Annotated in this window: 18 protein-coding genes; 14 read left to right on the top strand and 4 right to left on the bottom strand. The window is 68.2% G+C overall.

Features of this window, described 5'->3' with window-relative positions; all coding sequences use genetic code 11:
• Positions 1-96: 96 nt before the first annotated feature.
• Positions 97-3,045 (bottom strand): glycosyltransferase, encoded by a 2,949-nt coding sequence (locus HNR11_RS14300; RefSeq protein ID WP_179442592.1) that lies wholly within the window; start codon positions 3,043-3,045, stop codon positions 97-99.
• Positions 3,046-3,142: 97 nt separating this feature from the next.
• Between HNR11_RS14300 and ffh the strand changes: the two genes are divergently transcribed.
• The 14 genes from ffh to HNR11_RS12030 all read left to right on the top strand — a co-directional run bounded on the left by ffh (position 3,143) and on the right by HNR11_RS12030 (position 14,992).
• Positions 3,143-4,747, top strand: coding sequence for a signal recognition particle protein (gene ffh, locus HNR11_RS12095; RefSeq protein WP_179442591.1), 1,605 nt, complete (start codon positions 3,143-3,145; stop codon positions 4,745-4,747).
• A gap of 200 nt (positions 4,748-4,947) precedes the next feature.
• Complete coding sequence (rpsP, locus tag HNR11_RS12090; protein WP_179442590.1) at positions 4,948-5,355, top strand: 30S ribosomal protein S16; 408 nt, start codon at positions 4,948-4,950, stop codon at positions 5,353-5,355.
• A 17-nt stretch (positions 5,356-5,372) separates the two neighbouring features.
• Positions 5,373-5,615, top strand: coding sequence for an RNA-binding protein (locus HNR11_RS12085; protein ID WP_036476533.1), 243 nt, complete (start codon positions 5,373-5,375; stop codon positions 5,613-5,615).
• Positions 5,616-5,634: 19 nt separating this feature from the next.
• Positions 5,635-6,219, top strand: a complete 585-nt coding sequence (rimM, locus tag HNR11_RS12080) for a ribosome maturation factor RimM (RefSeq protein WP_179442589.1) — start codon at positions 5,635-5,637, stop codon at positions 6,217-6,219.
• 14 nt (positions 6,220-6,233) lie between these two features.
• Positions 6,234-6,986 carry a tRNA (guanosine(37)-N1)-methyltransferase TrmD gene (trmD, locus tag HNR11_RS12075; RefSeq protein WP_179442588.1) on the top strand — a complete coding sequence of 251 codons (753 nt, stop codon included), beginning with the start codon at positions 6,234-6,236 and terminating at the stop codon, positions 6,984-6,986.
• 204 nt (positions 6,987-7,190) lie between these two features.
• Positions 7,191-7,586: a 50S ribosomal protein L19 gene (rplS, locus tag HNR11_RS12070; protein WP_058889071.1), complete on the top strand. Its 396-nt coding sequence runs from the start codon at positions 7,191-7,193 to the stop codon at positions 7,584-7,586.
• A gap of 149 nt (positions 7,587-7,735) precedes the next feature.
• Entirely contained in the window at positions 7,736-8,365 is a 630-nt protein-coding gene (gene lepB, locus HNR11_RS12065; RefSeq protein ID WP_343050673.1) for a signal peptidase I, read from the top strand.
• Complete coding sequence (lepB, locus tag HNR11_RS12060; RefSeq protein WP_425488277.1) at positions 8,352-9,086, top strand: signal peptidase I; 735 nt, start codon at positions 8,352-8,354, stop codon at positions 9,084-9,086. The genes lepB (HNR11_RS12065) and lepB (HNR11_RS12060) overlap by 14 nt, the downstream gene beginning before the upstream one ends.
• Before the next feature lie 28 nt (positions 9,087-9,114).
• Positions 9,115-9,783, top strand: coding sequence for a ribonuclease HII (locus HNR11_RS12055; protein ID WP_179442586.1), 669 nt, complete (start codon positions 9,115-9,117; stop codon positions 9,781-9,783).
• 165 nt (positions 9,784-9,948) lie between these two features.
• Positions 9,949-10,329: a YraN family protein gene (locus HNR11_RS12050; RefSeq protein WP_179442585.1), complete on the top strand. Its 381-nt coding sequence runs from the start codon at positions 9,949-9,951 to the stop codon at positions 10,327-10,329.
• 5 nt (positions 10,330-10,334) lie between these two features.
• The gene (locus HNR11_RS12045) at positions 10,335-11,960 is read left to right on the top strand and encodes a YifB family Mg chelatase-like AAA ATPase (RefSeq protein WP_343050672.1); all 1,626 of its coding nucleotides are present in this window, start codon (positions 10,335-10,337) and stop codon (positions 11,958-11,960) included.
• Between the two features lie 14 nt (positions 11,961-11,974).
• The gene (locus tag HNR11_RS12040) at positions 11,975-13,285 is read left to right on the top strand and encodes a DNA-processing protein DprA (RefSeq protein WP_179442583.1); all 1,311 of its coding nucleotides are present in this window, start codon (positions 11,975-11,977) and stop codon (positions 13,283-13,285) included.
• A 93-nt stretch (positions 13,286-13,378) separates the two neighbouring features.
• A complete protein-coding gene (locus HNR11_RS12035; protein ID WP_179442582.1) occupies positions 13,379-14,338 on the top strand; it encodes a tyrosine recombinase XerC in 960 nt (319 codons plus the stop codon).
• 147 nt (positions 14,339-14,485) lie between these two features.
• Positions 14,486-14,992, top strand: a complete 507-nt coding sequence (locus HNR11_RS12030; protein WP_058889079.1) for a DUF3145 domain-containing protein — start codon at positions 14,486-14,488, stop codon at positions 14,990-14,992.
• A 257-nt stretch (positions 14,993-15,249) separates the two neighbouring features.
• Here the strand turns inward: HNR11_RS12030 and fabF are convergent, their stop codons facing one another.
• The 3 genes from fabF to HNR11_RS12015 all read right to left on the bottom strand — a co-directional run bounded on the left by fabF (position 15,250) and on the right by HNR11_RS12015 (position 17,938).
• The gene (fabF, locus tag HNR11_RS12025) at positions 15,250-16,509 is read right to left on the bottom strand and encodes a beta-ketoacyl-ACP synthase II (protein WP_179442581.1); all 1,260 of its coding nucleotides are present in this window, start codon (positions 16,507-16,509) and stop codon (positions 15,250-15,252) included.
• A 94-nt stretch (positions 16,510-16,603) separates the two neighbouring features.
• Entirely contained in the window at positions 16,604-16,849 is a 246-nt protein-coding gene (locus HNR11_RS12020; RefSeq protein WP_058889081.1) for an acyl carrier protein, read from the bottom strand.
• A gap of 84 nt (positions 16,850-16,933) precedes the next feature.
• The gene (locus HNR11_RS12015) at positions 16,934-17,938 is read right to left on the bottom strand and encodes a beta-ketoacyl-ACP synthase III (RefSeq protein ID WP_246310664.1); all 1,005 of its coding nucleotides are present in this window, start codon (positions 17,936-17,938) and stop codon (positions 16,934-16,936) included.
• Between the last annotated feature and the right edge of the window lie 122 nt (positions 17,939-18,060).

The following is an 18,060-nucleotide window of genomic DNA, read 5'->3' as shown; positions in this document are numbered from 1 at the left end:
TCAACGTCCTTCACTTCAATGGTGCCCGGCCGGTTCGCGGGCGCTCTGCTTGTGCCTGGGTTCCGACTCAGGAACCGGCGCTGCTCGTCTGGGTGATCATGGTCGCCCCTCGGCGCTGTGGAAGAAGTCCAGTCCACGAGGATCTCTCCAGCGGACCTCTCCGTAGGCGGCGATGAGCTCCCGGAGCACACCGGCCGCCTCGTCGCGGTCGTGAGGCAGCACACGACGGTACTTCTGCAGATACCAGGAGACGAAGAACGACTCGAAGCGCTGCTCGAGGTAGACCTCGAACAGCCCGACCTCGCGCAGCCAGGCCGCACGATCCTGCTCCAGGATCAGGTACTTGCGGAAGTAGTTCGGTGAGATCACGTTGACGATCGAGGTCTTCACCGCCCCGTAGTAGGTGTAGACCGGGCGGTAGACCGGGACATACGCCCGGGTGTGGAAGAACATCTGCTGGAAGAAGTAGCTGTCCTGTCCCACCGCGCCCTCGGGCTGCACCAGCCCGAGGCCCTGCAGCCAGGCCGTGCGCGCCACCAGCGCCTCGATGGAGGCTGGCCGGAAGTTCAGTATCTGCAGGGCGTCCTGGGTGGGCCAGTGCAGACCGTCGCGGTGCTCGACGCCGGGCTGGAACCACTGATGGTAGTCGTGGACCCCATACTTGCGGGTCCACACCGCCATGGTCCCCAGGGCGTAATCAGCCTCTTCAGCCCCGCGCAGCCGCTCCAGCAGCTCCCAGTAGCCGTCCTCGAGCTCCTCATCATCGGGATCCAGGTAGGTGAGGAACTCAGTGAAGCTCAGCGCCAGCCCGGTGTTGCGCGGACGGGAGGCTGAGCCTGACCCGCCCAGTCCATGATGGAACGCCGAGACGTTTGGCCACGTCGCGGCGAGCTCCTCGATGGTGTCCACGGTGGAGGCGTCGGTGGAGCCGTCGTTGATCAACAGGACATGCATCTTCTCGAACATCCCGGATCGGCGCAGCGAGGCGAACGCCTTATGCCTGAGATGGTCCCCGTTGTTATAGATCGGGACGATGACGGCGAGCTCGAGTCCCAGCGTCTCGGCGGTGGCGCGGAACTCCTCTCGAGCCTGCGCCAGCTCGGTTCCCCGCTCGCGGATGATCTCACGCCGGGCACCGGCACGGCGGTGCCCCAGATGATCGATGGCGTAGACCGGCAGCGGCAAAGCTGCTGAGCTTGGGGACGACTCCAGGGATTCCAGCAGTCGCTCCGGGGACAGGGCGGTGGAAAGTTCTGGCCGCCACCAGGCGGAGAGTCCCAGATCGGTGACACCCCGGCGGCGCTGATGGGCGGCGTCGTCCGTGGAGGCGGCGTCGCCGTCGAGCTTCGTGGTCACCGCCGCCGACTGGTACCGGAAGGCGGCGACATGATCGGCGAGGTACTCCGGGCTGTAGCGCCGGGCCGCGCTGAGCGGAACCAGGATGTCTACGCCTGCGTGGAGAAGCTCGGTGCCCTCGCTGCCCTGGGCGCTCAGCTGGCTCCAGGTGGTGACCGTGCTGGCTGGGTGAGTCTGGGAGGCGACGTCCGCGCGCAGCTGCTCGGTGAGCTCATCGGCGACCACCAGGATGCGTTCCTGGCACACCTCGGCCTCCATTCCGGCAGCCTGGACGATCCGGCTCAGCACCTCGGCACCGTGATGGTCCGTGAAGATCTTCCGGATCCCGTCCGCCTGGACCCGGCGCAGCTCCTCCAAGGTCATCGTCTCCAGGGTCTTGGCGACGTCCTCCGCCGAGTTCGCGATATGGACCTGCGGATAATAGGAGTTCACGCCCTGGTTATAGGTGGAGAGCACCATGGTCCCGCTGGCCTGGAGCTGCAGGATCTGGGGATCGAAGACCGCCTGCGAGTCCATCACTGCGTTCACCGCCAGCCCGACGTCGAGGGCGCGCTGCAGTCTGGCCGCGGTCTCCGGGGACTCGAGCGTGGCAGCCTCCGCACGGGTGAGCGTCCAGGGGGCATAGTCCCGGGGGATCGCCCAGTGGTTCGGTCGTGGGTCCGGAGCCGGACCGCGGGTGAAGCTCGGGGTGAGGTGCGGTGGAAGCAGCGCCGTCGGCCGTCCGGAGCCCAGGGCCCCGTCGAAGAGCGGCGGGATGAACTCAGGCTCCTCCAGATGTGCGGCGGGCCGCCGCTGTTCGGTGCCCAGCAGTGCGATCAGCGAGCTGCGCGCGGGACGAGTCCCCACCGGGGAGTGCAGCAACGGACTCACCGGATGCGGGATCACCTCCACCGGGATCGCGTCGGAGCAGCGGCTTCGCAGCACCTCCGCGGCTTCGTGGTCTGTGGCGAAGATGTACGAGCAGCGCTCTGCGATGCTCAGGCTGGGGCCGACTGCGGGGCCGGAGGTGACCATCAGGACGACGCTCAGGCCGCGAGCCCGGGCCGCGGGGATCAGGGTCTCGAGCAGGAACTCCGCCGATTCCTCCGTCTCGGAACCGATCAGCAGCAGGTCGATCTGCTCCAGCTCGGTCTCCCAGTCCTCGGCGGTGATCTCTCGCAGCTCCGCCAGGCCGAAGAATCCGGCGTGCAGCCGAGCTCCAGCGACCAGACCAACGCGCAGGGTCAGCGCGGGCCTGGAGATGCCCGCCTCCGGGTCTGGCAGCTTCGTGGCGGCATCCAGCGCCTGGGCCCACTGCCGGGTCGGCATATCGGCGGGGGCATGGCCGGCGTGGTCCGGTGTCGGGCTGGTGTGATCCGGCGCGGCGCTCGCCGGGGCGCCAGGGAGCGCGGGGGACCCCTTCAGGGCCCGAGGGGACCCCGTCAGGGCCTGTGCGGACTCGGCCAGGGCCTCGGCGCGCTCGCAGTGCGCGCCGGCGTGCCGGGTGTGCAGGCTGCCGGCGATCGAGTCCTGTGTCGGCGCGGACCAGGAGCGCGCCGCCGCGCGATGTGCCTCTTCCACCGCGCCCAGGGCCTGGACGTGGGCTTTCCTGGCGGCCTCGAGGATCGCCGCGTCGGTGGCCGGGACCCGCTCCGGACGTTCTGCGGTCTGGGAGGCGGTGTCACTGGGGGGAAGGTCTGTCCATCGCACATTGATACTCTAGAGCCTCGGTACATCCACTGCGCGGTGGACGCACGCTGCTCCGGGCCGCGCAGCCACCACCCACGACCCAAGGGACATCCCAGACGTGTTCAACTCCCTCTCCGATCGCCTGAGCGCGACCTTCAAGAACCTCCGCGGCAAGGGCAGGCTCTCCGAGGCCGACATCGACGGCACCGCTCGGGAGATCCGCCGGGCGCTGCTCGACGCCGACGTCGCGGTGCCGGTGGTCCGCGAGTTCATCGCCAAGGTCAAGGCGCGCGCCCTCGGCTCCGAGGTCGCCCAGGCGCTGAACCCGGGTCAGCAGGTCGTGAAGATCGTCAATGAGGAGCTTGTCGGGATCCTCGGCGGGCAGACCCGCGAGCTGGCCTTCGCGAAAAACCCGCCGACCGTGATCATGCTCGCCGGCCTGCAGGGCGCGGGCAAGACCACGCTGGCCGGGAAGCTGGCGCATCACCTGAAGAATCAGGGCCACACCCCGATGCTGATCGCCTGTGACCTGCAGCGACCGAATGCGGTCACGCAGCTGCAGGTCGGCGGCAAGCGCGCCGGTGTCCCGGTCTACGCCCCGCACCCAGGGGTCTCATCGGAGTTCGAGGCCGCCACCGGAGACCCGGTCCAGGTGGCCACCGACGGGCTCGCCGAGGCGCGCAACAAGCTGCACGACGTGATCATCATCGACACCGCGGGCCGGCTGGGCGTCGACGCCGAACTGATGCGTCAGGCCGCAGACATCAAGGCTGCGGTCGGCGCCCACGAGACGCTCTTCGTGATCGACGCGATGATCGGCCAGGACGCGGTCACCACCGCCCAGGCCTTCAACGAGGGCGTCGACTTCACCGGCGTGGTGCTGACCAAGCTCGACGGTGACGCCCGCGGCGGTGCAGCCCTCTCCGTCGCCTCGGTCACCGGCAAGCCGGTCATGTACGCCTCCACCGGTGAAGGACTCAAGGACTTCGAGGTCTTCCACCCGGACCGGATGGCGCGCCGGATCCTGGACATGGGAGACATCCTCTCCCTGGTCGAGCAGGCCGAGGCCAACTGGGATCGCGGCGAGGCCGAGAAGATGGCGAAGAAGTTCGCCGACCAGGAGGACTTCACCCTCGACGACTTCCTGGGCCAGATGCAGCAGCTCAAGAAGATGGGCTCGATGAAGAAGCTGCTGGGCATGATGCCCGGCGCCCAGGGGATGCGCCAGCAGCTCGAGCAGTTCGACGAGTCCTCGATCGGCCGGGTGGAGGCGATCATCTATTCGATGACCCCCTATGAGCGCAATGTGCCCAAGGTGATCAACGGCTCTCGCCGGGCGCGCATCGCCAAGGGTTCCGGCGTGCATGTCTCTGAGGTCAACCAGCTTCTGGAGCGCTTCACCCAGGCGCAGAAGATGATGAAGAAGATGGCTGGGGGCGGGGGAATGCCTCAGATGCCCGGCGGCGGCGGGATGCCGGGAATGGGTGGGATGCCCGGCATGGGCGCCGGCGGAGGGGCGTCGAAGAAGCGCAAGCCTGCGCCCAAGCCCAAGAAGAAGTCCGGAAACCCGGCCAAGGCGGCCCAAGAGGCCCGCGAGGCCGAGCTCAAGCGCACCCAGGGTGCCGCCAAGCGGATGGACGGCTCTAGCTTCGGCGCGGGCTCGAAGGATCTCAAGCCCGAGGACCTGAACCTACCCAAGGGGTTCGAGAAGTACCTGCGCTGACCAGCGCGGACCGGGCGCCAGATCGCGCGTTCGAGGGATCTCTGGCACAATAGGCAGGTACTTTGTTCGACGGAGGGCACCCTCTAAACCCGCCGTAGGGACAATGTTCTGAAGTGGTCGCATCGATTGTGCAGCACGTCCCCACGCAATCTGTTGCCTGACCGCGCCCCTGAAACAAGAAACAGGAGTGGACCACTCAAGTGGCAGTTAAAATTCGTCTGAAGCGCATGGGCAAGATCCGTGCACCGTTCTACCGTGTCGTCGTCGCCGACTCCCGCACCAAGCGTGATGGCGCCGCGATCGAGCAGATCGGCAAGTACGACCCGACGCAGGAGCCCTCGCTGATCGAGATCGATTCCGAGCGTGCTCAGTACTGGCTCTCCGTGGGCGCCCAGCCCACCGAGCAGGTCAATGCACTGCTGAAGGTCACTGGTGACTGGCAGAAGTTCAAGGGCCTCGAAGGCTCCGAGGGCACTCTGCGCACCCGGGCCCCCAAGGAGGAGTTCGTCGCTCCCAGCAAGGGTTCGGTCATCCAGGAGAAGAAGTCCAAGGCTCCGGCTCCTGCCGAAGAGGCAGCTGAGTCTGCTTCGCAGGAGAACGCCGAGTAATCATGGGAGCTGATGCAGTGCTGAGTGACGCGCTCGAACACCTGGTCCGCGGCATCGTGGATGCGCCGGACGACGTCGATGTCCGCCGTAAGGGCGGGCGTCGCTACGACGTGCTCCAGGTGCGGGTTCATCCCGATGACCTTGGTCGAGTGATCGGCCGGGCCGGGCGCACCGCCAAGGCACTGCGCACTGTGGTCTCCGCGCTCCCTGGTGGGGGCGATGTCCGGGTGGACGTGGTCGACACCGACCGCAGCCGCTGAGCGATCCGAGGACTGCACCATGACTGCTGGCACACCAGGCCAGGAAGCACACGAGACCGACCCGCAGGCACTGCCAGATTCGGCAGAGCGCCTGCGGGTCGCTCGTATCGGCAAACCCCACGGGATCCGCGGCGAGGTCACCGCCCAGCTCTACACCGATGAGCCGGAGCAGCGTCTGGCCCCCGGGGCGGAACTGATCCGCACCCCCGGAGCCCAGACCCTGGATCGCAGCACCACCACGCTGACGATCACCCGGCAGCGATGGAACAAGAACATCGCGCTGTTGAGCTTCGCGGAGATCAGCGACCGCGACAGCGCCGAAGCCCTGCGCGGCTCCACCCTCTACGTCGCGGTCCCCGCACTGGAGGACACCGACGAGGACGGCTGGTACAGCCACGAGCTCGCAGGCTTCTCCTGCGTGGACGCCGCAGGCCAGCCCCTGGGCACGCTCAAGGAGCTGCTCACCGGAGCCGCCCAGGACCTGCTCGTGGTCACCTCCGGCAGCGGCGAGGAAGTCATGGTCCCCTTCGTCGAAGAGCTCGTCCCCGAGGTCGACGTGGAGAATCGGCGCATCGTGCTGACCCCGCCGGCCGGCCTGTTCTGAGCGGCAGGCACGCCATGCGGATCGACCTGATCTCCATCTTTCCCGAGTTCTTCGACGTCCTGGACCTCTCCCTGATCGGGAAGGCCCAGCGCGAGGGGCGGCTCGCCGTGCACCGGCACCAGCTGCGCGACTTCAGCTTCGACAAGCACCGCAGCGTGGATGACACCCCCACCGGCGGAGGCGCCGGGATGGTGATGAAGCCCGAGCCGTGGGCGCTGGCGCTGGAGCATGTGCTCACCCAGGCCCAGCCCCCGGCCCACGCGCAGTCTCCAGACGCCGAAGGCCTGCCGACCCTGATCATCCCCACCCCGGCCGGGGAGGTGCTCACCCAGCACACCGCGCAGCAGCTGGCCCGCACCGAGCACCTGGTCTTCGCTCCTGGGCGTTTCGAGGGCATCGATCAGCGACTGCTGGACTGGGCCCCGCAGCACTTCGACGTGCGCCCGATGTCCATCGGGGACTATGTGCTCAACGGCGGCGAGTCCGCCGTCGTCGTGATGGTCGAAGCCATCACCCGGCTGATCCCCGGGGTATTGGGCAACCCGGAGTCGCTGGCGGAGGAGTCCCATGCGCACGGGCTGCTGGAGTACCCGGTCTACACCAAACCCGCGCGCTGGCGCGGCCTCGATGTGCCCGAGATCCTGCTCTCCGGGGATCACGCGAAGATCGCGGCCTGGCGAGCGCAGCAACAGGATGTCCGCACCCGCAAGCTACGACCGGATCTGTGGGCCAAGCACGTGGTCGCACAGGAGAAGAATCTGACATAGAATTGACCACCGTGCCTGCTGGGCGGCTTCATCTGCCATGGGGGATGAGCGTCAACAGACGGGCCGCCGGAGCGGGAATTCCTCCCGATCCGGATCTTCGTGATTTGACCTGCGCCGGACTCCGGCGTGCGCGGCGCCTTGAGCGCCGGCCGAGAGGTCGCAACCCGAACGAATGACCTGTGGCGCTCGTTCAAGGAGAGACATATGCATAAGCTCGATTTCATCGACGCAGCCAGCCTGCGCACCGACATCCCGGAGTTCGGCCCCGGCGACACGGTCAGCGTGCACGTGAACATCATCGAAGGCAAGAACACCCGTGTTCAGGTCTTCAAGGGCTACGTCCTGGGTCGCCAGGGCCACGGCGTCGGCGAGACCTTCACCGTCCGCAAGGTCTCCTTCGGCGTCGGCGTGGAGCGTACCTTCCCGGTGCACTCCCCAGTGACCGAGAAGATCGAGGTCCTGGCCCGCGGTGACGTTCGCCGCGCCAAGCTCTACTACATGCGCGATCGCCATGGTAAGGCTGCACGCATCAAGGAGAAGCGTGAGTCCACCATTGCTCGCCAGCAGGGCGAGAAGGTCGAAGAGGTCACCGAAGCCTGATCCACGGATCAGCGTCGGCGCACCGCTGAGAGCCTGAACGTCGTATGAACAGCGCAGAGAACCCTGAGCACTCCGAGTCCGACTCGGCGGCTCGGGGTTCTCGGCGTTTCAGGCGGTCCGCCCGACTCGGAAGATTCCCGTCCTGGACGGTGCTCGCCGCGACGGTGGTGCTCGCGGTGCTGGTGGCGACCGGGCTGCGCGTGTTCGTGGTCGACGTCTACACCGTCTCGCAGGTCTCCATGGAGCCCACCCTGGCAGATGCAGAACGGATCCTCGTCGAAAAGCACTACCCCGGGGACGAGGGCGTGCAGCGCGGGGATGTGATCGTCTTCGACGGTGAGGGCTCGTTCACCCCCTACGAGGGCGGTGGATCGAACCTGGAGGAGCTCGCCGCACGGGTCGGGCACTGGTTCGGCCTCGCCACGCCGCCGGCGACCTACGTCAAGCGGGTGCTCGGCACCGGCGGTGACACCGTCGCCTGCTGCACCGACTCCGGAGCGCTCACGGTCAACGCGGAACCAGTTCAGGAGGACTATCTGGGCCGTGAGGTCTCGTCCGGGATGCCCGCCTCGGAGCTGAGCTTCGAGGCCGAGGTGCCCCCTGGTCGCCTGTGGGTGATGGGGGACAACCGTGAGGAGTCGCTGGATTCCCGCGCGCTGTTGGGCGCACCTGGCGGGGGTATGATCAGCGAGGACCGCATCCTGGGCCGCGTCACTGGCGTGTTCTGGCCCTGGAGCGAACGACGAGAACTCCCGGAGGTCGATCATCAGCAGCAGTGACACGCCTCCGGCAGCACAGCCGCAGAGCCGTCGAGAACGACGTCGTCAGGCCCGCGACGCCCGACACCCGCTGGCGGCATTCCTAATCGAGATCGCCACGATCCTGGTGTTCGCCCTGGTCATCTCGTTCGTGGTGAAGACCTTCTTCTTCCGGGCCTTCTACATCCCCTCGGAGTCGATGGAGCCCACCCTGCAGGTCGATGACCGGATCATCGTGAACCTGCTGGCGCCTGAGGTCATGGAGGTCCAGCGCGGGGACGTCGTCGTCTTCGAAGACACCCGCCAGTGGTGGGGCGCCGGGACCCAGATCGAGACGAACACCTTCCAGGACGCGATGATCTTCTTCGGTCTGATGCCCGACACCTCCTCGCACTTCGTGGTCAAACGGGTTGTCGGGGTGGGCGGCGATGAGGTCGAGTGCTGTGACGATCAGGGACGGATCCTGGTCAACGGCGAGCCGATCGAGGAGCCCTATATCTTCCCCGGGGACGTCCCCAGCGAGAGTGAGTTCGCGGTGACCGTCCCGCAGGACAGCGTCTGGCTGCTCGGGGATCACCGCGGGAACTCCGCCGACTCACGCTCCCACGTGGATGAACCCGATATGGGAGCCGTCCCGCTGGAAGACGTCATCGGTCGCTCCAGCGCCGTGATCTGGCCGCTGGATCACTTCGGTGACGGCGGGACCGAGCGGGACCCGTTCGAGTCGGTCCCGGCGCCATGAGCACCCGTTCCTCCGCTCTCACCCGCTGATGCCTGAGAACGCCACGCTGCTGCCAGAGCTGGCCATCGCCGCTCAGCGCAACGTCCGCTACATCGCCGGCATCGACGAGGTCGGCCGGGGCGCCCTGGCCGGTCCGGTCAGCATCGGAGTGGTGGTCTTCGACCTGGCCTCCCCGGTGTTCGCCCAGACGCCGAGGGGGAGCGGAGTCTGCTCCCAGCTCGACGGCGTGCGCGACTCCAAGCTGCTCAGCGCCAAGGCGCGGCAGCGCTGGCATCCGCAGATCTGCGAACACGCCGCTGCCTACAGCGTCCAGCACCGGGCGCCACGAGAGATCGACGCGCTGGGGATCAACGGGGCGCTGCGCGCCGCCGGATTCGCAGGCCTCAACGCGGTGGAGCTCCAGCTCGGGCGACCCTTGGACGCCGTGATCCTGGACGGTTCCCATGACTGGCTGACCCACGGGACCTCGCCCCGGGTGCAGACCATGGTCAAGGCAGATATCAAGTCCCTGACGGTGGCCTGTGCCTCGGTGCTGGCCAAGCTGGAGCGAGATCAGCTGATGGAGGAGCTCGCCGCAGAACACCCCGGGTACGGGTGGGACTCCAACCGCGGCTACGGCTCCCAGGGCCACCGCAGCGCGCTGCTGGAGCTCGGCGTCACCGCTCAGCACCGGCTGAGCTGGAACCTCGGCGTCTGATCCGGCGGTCTCTCGGCTGATCGGGCGCTGGGCGCGCCATCGGGCTCAGTCTGCCCCAGGTGGGATGCGCCGTCTTGCGCCGGGCCGGTCTTCCACAGCGCCCCGGTGTCGCCCCCGGGTCCGCGACGCGTGCCCGATGCTGGTGCTCCTGAGAGAGGAGCGCAGATGCGAGCCAAGGACGTCACGGGCATCATCGGAGAAGAGATCGCGGCCGAGTATCTGTCCCGGCAGGGTCATGAGATCCTCGAACGCCGATGGCGCGGTGCGCGCGGTGAACTGGACCTGATCACCAGGGACGGCGCCCACCTGGTGGCCGTGGAGGTCAAGACCCGCCGGGGCAGCGGCTACGGCCACCCCTTTGAGGCGATCACGGGCCCCAAGCTCGCCCGGCTGCACCGGCTGCTGCTGGAATACTGCGCCGCAGGGCACCGGCTGCACGAGCGGCGCCGAGTCGACGTCGTCGCTGTGGTGCTGAGCGGGACCTCGGAGGCACACGCTGCGGAACATCTGATCCGCGGCGTGGAACACCTCAAGGGCGTCAGCTGATGAGCATGGGTCGCGCACGTGGGGTGGTCCTCTTCGGCATGGACGGTCATCTCATCGAGGTAGAGGCCGACGTCGGCCGGGCACTTCCCGCATTCATCCTGCTGGGCCTGCCCGACGCATCACTGCGCGAGAGCCAGGACCGGATCCGCTCCGCGGCCAAGAACGCCGGCCTCGATCTCCCTGCCCGTCGGCTCACCGTCAATCTGCTGCCGGCGTCGTTGCCGAAGTCCGGCTCGGTGCTTGACCTCGCGATCCTGATGAGCGCCTGGGCAGCCGACGGAAAGGTCAGCAGCACCGCTGAGGTCGTGTTCCTCGCGGAGCTGGGTCTGGACGGTCGTCTCCGCCCGGTCCGCGGCGTGCTTCCCTCGGTGGCTGCGGCCCAGGCTGCCGGCGCACAGACCGTGGTGGTCGCAGTGGAGAATGCTCAGGAAGCTGCTCTGGTGCCGGGGATGACGGTTCTCGCCGGCTCGCATGTGGGTCAGGTCGTGACATCCTTCGCGTCGGCCGCGCTCACACCGCGGGTCCGCGACTCGCTCGGGCTCGAACGCTGGGGTGCAGAGCGTTCAGCGGACGCCGGCGTCCTGCATCCGCGCCGAGAGGCCAGTGCTGCTCAGGACCATCTCGGGCCGTTCCTTTCAGGAAACGACGGTGAGGGTCCCCTCGGTGATCCCGGCCCCGACCTCGCGGAGGTGCGAGGTCAGGAGGAGGCGCGGTTCGCTCTGGAGCTGGCGGCGGCGGGAGGCCACCACCTGTTGCTGATCGGTGCTCCCGGGGCTGGCAAGACCATGCTGGCGGAGCGGATGTCGGGGATTCTGCCGCCGCTGGATGACCAAGCGGCGATGGAAGCCACCGCGATCGAATCGATCTCGGCAGATCCGCGCACTGTCACCAGGCTGCGCCGAGTCCCGCCGTTCCAGGCTCCGCATCACAGCGCCTCGATGGCGGCGATCGTCGGTGGTGGGGCCCGCATCGCCCGCCCTGGGGCGGTGACTCGAGCGCATCAGGGAGTGCTCTTCCTCGACGAGGCTCCCGAGTTTCCCCGGCCCGCCCTCGACGCCTTGCGCCAGCCCCTGGAGACCGGGAGGATCTCGCTGCACAGATCCGCCGGCAGCGTGACCTACCCCGCTCGTTTCCAGCTGGTGCTCGCGGCGAATCCGTGTCCCTGTGGTCTCAATGTGGGCTCTGGGACGCGGTGTCGATGCTCGGTGGCTCAGCGGCGAAACTATATGGCGCGTCTCTCGGGTCCTCTGCTGGACCGCATCGATCTGCAGATCCAGGTGGATCGGCCCCGATCAGCCGCTGCGGCCCTCGGTCCGCCGGGGGAGAGCTCGGCGGCAGTCCGCGCCCGGGTCCTGGACGCCCGCGCGGCGCAGGCGGAGCGCCTGCGGCGATGGGGGCTGCGAACCAACTCCCAGGCTCCGATGCAGCTGCTCACCGGAGAGCTGAAGCTGCCCGCGGGGTCTACAAGAGACATCGACGATGCCCTGGACAAGGCGTCGATCTCATTGCGCGGATATCTCCGCGTGCTGCGGCTGGCCTGGACCATCGCGGACCTGATGGACCAGGACCGGCCGGGCGTCGATGAGGTCGACGCCGCCCTGCAGCTGCGCCAGAGGTCCCAGACCCATTGACCCCGGGAGAACCGATGACACCTGAGCCCCTGCAAGCAACCCCCCAGCGGATCATCCGCGCAGACCTGTCCCGACTGATCGAACCCGGCGATCTTCTCGCCGGCCTCGCGCTGGAGCGCTTCGGCGCAGAGGCCCTGCATGCGCTGATCACCTCCGGACGCACAGCCTCGGCCTCGGAACGTCAGAGGCTCGCCGAGGCCGCAGAGTCAGCGGGACTGGGGCCCCGCCAGCGCGATCTTCGCGAGGGGCTCGCGCGATGGCGCCCCCGCTGCGATCAGCTCCATGCCGCCGCCGACCTTGCGGCCATGGGCAGACTGGGCGGAGGCGTGTTGACGCCGGAGGACCCGGGCTGGCCGCAGCAGCTGAAGGACCTCGGACCATCGGCGCCCGTGGCGCTCTGGTTCCGCGGCGGCGAGGAACCCGAGGAGGTGTCGCTGAACCGGCTCCCCGGACCGAATCGGACCGTGGCCATCGTCGGGTCCAGGGAGGTCACCGATTACGGCATCCGGGTCACTGCAGAGCTCACCGAAGATCTGGTGCGCGCGGGGCTCTGCGTGGTCTCCGGCGGCGCCTACGGTGTCGACGCCGCAGCACACAGAGCCGCGCTGCGCACAGCCCTGGAACAAGCCTCACGCTCCGCACCCGGATCCGAGTCAGCCGTGCGGTCGTGCTCCGCGGAGAACGCCGGAAAGGCGCCTACGCTCGCGGTCATGGCCGGGGGACTGGACCGGTTCTATCCGGCCGGAAACGAGAGCCTGCTCCGAGAAGTCGCGGCGCAGGGACTGCTGCTCAGCGAGATGGCACCGGGATCAGCACCCACGCGGCATCGATTCCTGCAGCGGAACCGACTCATCGCCGCACTGGGCATGGTCACAGTGGTCACCGAGGCGCGGTGGCGCAGCGGCGCACAGTCCACTGCCCACCATGCGCTCACCCTGGGCAGAGAGGTCGGCGTGGTGCCCGGGAGCATCTTCTCTGCCTCCTCAGCCGGCTGCCATCGGCTGCTGCGGGAGACCCCGGCCCAATTGGTCCGCGACGCAGCCGACGCGCTGGGTCTGGTCACCGGAGCCGTACCAGCACGCGCCCCGTCCCGAAACCCCGTCCACCCCGAGCTGCCCATTCCGGCCGGGCCGAAGCAGCCGCAGGACGGACTCGATGAGGCCCAGCGGCTGCTCTTCGACGCTCTTCCCAGACGCGGCCTGAGCGCCCCGGGCAAGCTCTCGGCGGTCGCCGGTCTGCCGCTGCCCAAGGTCCTCGCCGAGCTGACTCGACTTCAGCGCTCCGGCCACGCCAGAGACGTCAACGGACAGTGGGGGCGGGCATGAGGTCAGCGCGCAGAGTGCGGCGGCGCGTGCAGTGCCGCCAGGGCCGGTGCGCGCCGAACCACGGGATCTGTCAGGCGGTCGTAGACTTTCGCCATGGCCCCCGTGCAGGATCAACCAGCAGAGCCCGCCGCCGCGGCAGAACCCCAGCTGATCACAGCGTTCATCGACCATCTCCGTCACGAACGCGGGCTCTCCGCGCAGACGATCCGCGCCTACCGCAGCGACCTCCTGCAGCTCGCCCAGCGCCGAGGCCCGCTGGAACAGCTCAGCCTCGCCGGGATCCGCAGCTGGCTGGGGGAGCTGCACGAGACCGGGCTGAGCAGAAACACCTTGAACCGGAAGACCGCCTCGGTGCGGGCCTTCACCGCCTGGGCACACCGCCGCGGGCACCTGCCCGAGGACCCGTCCGTCCGACTCCGGACCGCGCGGCGCAGCAACCACCTGCCCGATGTGCTGCAGCACCAGCACGTGGAGCATCTCACCGGTCACCTGGCCGAAGCGGCGCAGGAGACCACTTACGCGGAGGCCCCGGATCACCCCGCGCACGCGCTGAGCCTGCGCGACGCCGCGATGGTAGAGCTGCTCTACGCCACCGGAATGCGCGTCTCTGAACTCAGCGGACTGGATCTGTCTTCCTTCGAGACCGGGCGGCGAATGGTGCGACTGCTCGGGAAGGGCAATAAGGAGCGGATCGTTCCCTACGGCGTGCCCGCCGAGGCCGCGCTGCGAGCCTGGCTCGACCACGGACGCCCCGAGCTTGCGACCCCGGCCTCGGCGCAGGCGTGTTTCCTGGGTCGCCGCGGCGGACGGGTGGACGTGCGCACGGTCCGGCGCGTCGTCGACGCTCAGCTGGCCAGGCTGGGCACCACAGCCGCCCGTGGCCCGCATGCGCTGCGGCACACGGCGGCTACCCATCTGCTCGAAGGCGGCGCCGATCTGCGCACGGTCCAGGAGCTGCTGGGCCACGCCTCCCTGAGCACCACTCAGCTCTACACGCACGTCACCATCGACACGCTGCGCGACGCCTATGGGCAGGCCCATCCTCGCGCCTGAGAAAGCGATCTGACCTGGATCTGTTAAGATCAGTAGTGTTGCTCGCCGCAGAGGATGTTAACCTGTGCAGGAGAGTAGAACCATCAGCCAACTGGCTGCTGTCTGGTCGTAGGGGAAGACGTACCAACAGCACAGTGGAGGATGGATATGTCTCAAAATACGGCCCGAGGTGTGCTTCACATCCATTCGGCGCCCGCCGCGCTCTGCCCTCATGTCGAATGGGCGGTGTCCTCGGCGGTCGACTCCCGAGTGGATTTCACATGGCACCCTCAGCCTGCCGCGCCCGGTGACTTCCGCGCGGAGCTCTCCTGGGAGGGCCCCGCTGGACTCGGTGCCACGCTGGCCTCTGCGCTGCGCGCGGTGAACCATCTGCGTTTCGAAGTCACCGAGGACCCCTCGCCCGGCTGCGACGGCGGACGCTGGTCGCACACGCCTGAGCTGGGCATCTTCCACGCCACCACCGATGTGCACGGCAATATCGTGGTGTCCGAGGATCGGATCCGCTACGCCTACGAGATGGGCGCCGGCGACCCCTCCGTGGTCTATCAGGAGCTCTCCCTGGCCCTGGGTGAGGCCTGGGACGAGGAGCTCGAGTCCTTCCGCCACGCGGCAGAGGGAGCACCGGTCCACTGGCTGCACCAGGTGGTCAGCTGAGCGGAGGCCTGCGCGGCTTGCGTCCTCCACCGCAGCCCGCCGGCCCTGCCGCGTCCGGCCAGCACCGACACAGACTTGCCGCCCAGCGCCCCCCTCGGGGGCCATCGCTTCCCAGCCGCGGCAGCTTCCCCGTGAAGCAGAGAAGACCCCCGGTCAGAATCCCTGAGGATTCCGGCCGGGGGTCTTTTCCTGCGCTGCGGCGGCCGCCGAGGATCGGGGTTCGTCGCAGGGGAGCGGTTCCGCCGAGGTGGAGCGGCTCAGTAGCTGCGAAACGCGGCCACGGCGTTGTGCCCGCCGAAACCGAAGGAGTTGCACAGTGCGACCTGCTGGCGGTCTCCGAGCTCGCGCGGTTCACCGGCGACCACGTCGAGCGGCATCTCCGGGTCTTGGTGCTCCAGGTTGATGGTGACCGGCGCCCGCCGCTCGTGCAGCGCCTTGACGGTCAGCACTGATTCCACGGCACCGGCCGCTCCCAGCAGGTGCCCGGTCTGGGACTTCGTCGCGGAGACGCAGATGTTCTCCAGGTGGTCCCCGAAGACCGCCTTCAGGGCTGCGTACTCCGGCTTGTCACCGACCGGGGTGGAGGTGGCGTGAGCATTGACATGGGTGACCTCGCCCAGCTCGGCGCCGGCAGAGTCCAGCGCCCGGCGCAGGGCACGCGAAGCCCCCAGCGCTTCCGGGTCCGGAGCGGTGATGTGATGTGCGTCCGAGGTGATCGCGGATCCGGCCAGCTCGGCATAGATCGTCGCGCCGCGAGCCTTCGCGTGCTCCTCGGTCTCGACCACCAGAGCACCTGCCCCCTCGCCCATGACGAAGCCATCACGGTCCCGGTCATAGGGTCGGGACGCCGCTGCGGGGTCGTCATTGCGCTTGGAGAGTGCCTGCAGCGAGCTGAACGCCGCCATGGGCAGCGGATGAATGGCGGCCTCTGTGCCACCGGCCAGGACGACGTCGGCGTCGCCCTTGCGCAGCATCTCCAGGGCCACGTCCAACGCCTCGACGCCGGAGGCGCAGGCCGAGACCGCGGTGCGCGCGCCGCCCTGAGCGCCCAGGTCGAGGCTGATCGCCCCGGCGGCGCCGTTGGGCATCAGCATCGGGACCGTCATCGGCATCACCCGGCGCGGTCCGCGCTCGCGCAGAGTGTCCCAGCTGTCGAGCAGCGTCCAGACCCCGCCGATGCCGGTGGCGAAGGAGACGGCGACCCGCTCGGGGTCCAGGTCATAGCCTTCATCGCCGGGGCGACCGAGGCCGGCGTCTTCCCAGGCCTGCCGGGCAGCGACCATGCCCAGCTGCGTGGAGCGGTCCATCCGACGGGTCTCGGGCTTGGAGAGCACCTCGGCCGGTTCGATGGAGACCTCCGCGGCAAAGGTCACCGGCAGCTGGTACTTCTCGACCCAGTCGTGCTCCAGGGTCTTGGCCCCGGGCGTGCCGGCAAGTGCGTTGGTCCAGAGCGTCTGCACGTCGCCGCCGATGGGGGTGGTGGCGCCGAGACCGGTGATGACAAGACGACGTGTCATGGATCTACCTCAATGAATGTGGGAGAGCAGGTGGGGGAGTGGAGGGGAGGGCTCGGCGCTGCGCCGCAGCCCTCCCGCTCGGATCAGAGCTGGATCAGCCCTTGGCGTTGGCGATGAAGTCCACGGCGTCACCGACGGTGGCCAGGTTCTTGACCTCTTCGTCGGGGATCTTGACGTCGAACTTCTCTTCGGCGTTGACCACGATGGTCATCATCGAGATCGAGTCGATGTCCAGGTCCTCGGTGAAGGACTTCTCCGACTGGACCTCTTCAGTCTCCAGGCCGGTCTCTTCGTTCACGATCTCTGCCAGGCCTGCGAGGATCTCGTTCTTGTCAGCCATATCAGCGGCTCCTTTTCTGTAGGTGGTTCTTCGGGTTGACGATGGATCTGCTCCGGGTCTGCCAGGCAGGCCCGGACCCGGGGTCTAGGGCAGCCGGATGACCTGCGTGCCGTAGACCAGTCCGGCTCCGAAGCCGATCTGCAGAGCAAGACCGCCGGAGAGTTCTGGGTTCTCCTTGAGCAGACGGTGCATGGCCAGCGGGATCGAGGCCGCGGAGGTGTTGCCCGCGTCCACGATGTCTCGGCCGACCTTCACGTGCTCAGGAAGCTTCAATTGTTTGACCATCTCGTCGATGATGCGCATGTTCGCCTGGTGCGGGACGAACGCCACCAGGTCATCGGCGGTGATCCCGGCGGCGTCCAGCGCCTGCTGAGCCACCTTCGCCATCTCCCAGACGGCCCAGCGGAAGACGGTGGGCCCGTCCTGGCGCAGCGTGGGCCAGTACCGGTTCTCGGCGTCGAGCAGCTCGGTCGCGTCCTGGGTCTCCCGCGCCCGAGACAGGGCGTCGCGGAAGTTCAGCAGCGTGCTGTCCATCGCCACGGCTTCCCACTTCTCGCCGTTGGAGCCGAGGATCGAGGGGGAGATTCCGGGTTCCTCGGAGGGACCGATGATCGCCGCCCCGGCGCCGTCGCCGAGGAGGAAGGAGATGGTGCGCTCATGGTTGTCGATGAAGTCCGAGAGCTTCTCCACGCCCACGACCAGGACGTAGCGGGAGAGCCCGGCGCGCACCATGGCGTCGGCCTGTCCGATTCCGTAGCAGTACCCGGCGCAGGCCGCGGAGACGTCGAACGCCGCCGCCGGGGTGGCGCCGAGGCGGTGCGCGAGGTCGGCGGCCGCTGAGGGGGTTGCGAAGGGATGCGTGACGGTGGCGACGATGACTCCGCCGAGCTGATCCCCGGAGATCCCGGCGTGCTCCAGCGCCTCCCGGGCGGCACCTTCGGCCATGTCCACCACGGAGACCTCGCGCGGGGCGCGGTGCCGGGTCTTGATGCCCGTGCGCTTCTGGATCCATTCGTCGGAGGAGTCGATCCACTGGCAGATCTGCTCGTTGTCGATCACGACGTCGGGACGATAGGCACCCAGGCCCATGACACGGGTGCCCGCTATGGCGGTGGGCTGCTTCAGAGCTGGAGTCACGTCAACGTCCTTCATAGGTCATGGGCGGGCAGCTGCCCGGCGGGGTCGCCGGAGCAGGGGGTCTGTGGGCCCGT

Origin of the sequence: Nesterenkonia sandarakina (assembly GCF_013410215.1) — a bacterium.
GTDB classification, from domain to species: Bacteria; Actinomycetota; Actinomycetes; order Actinomycetales; family Micrococcaceae; genus Nesterenkonia; species Nesterenkonia sandarakina.
Note: the sequence above shows the minus strand (reverse complement) of the source record. Positions and strands in the feature narration are given on the sequence as shown.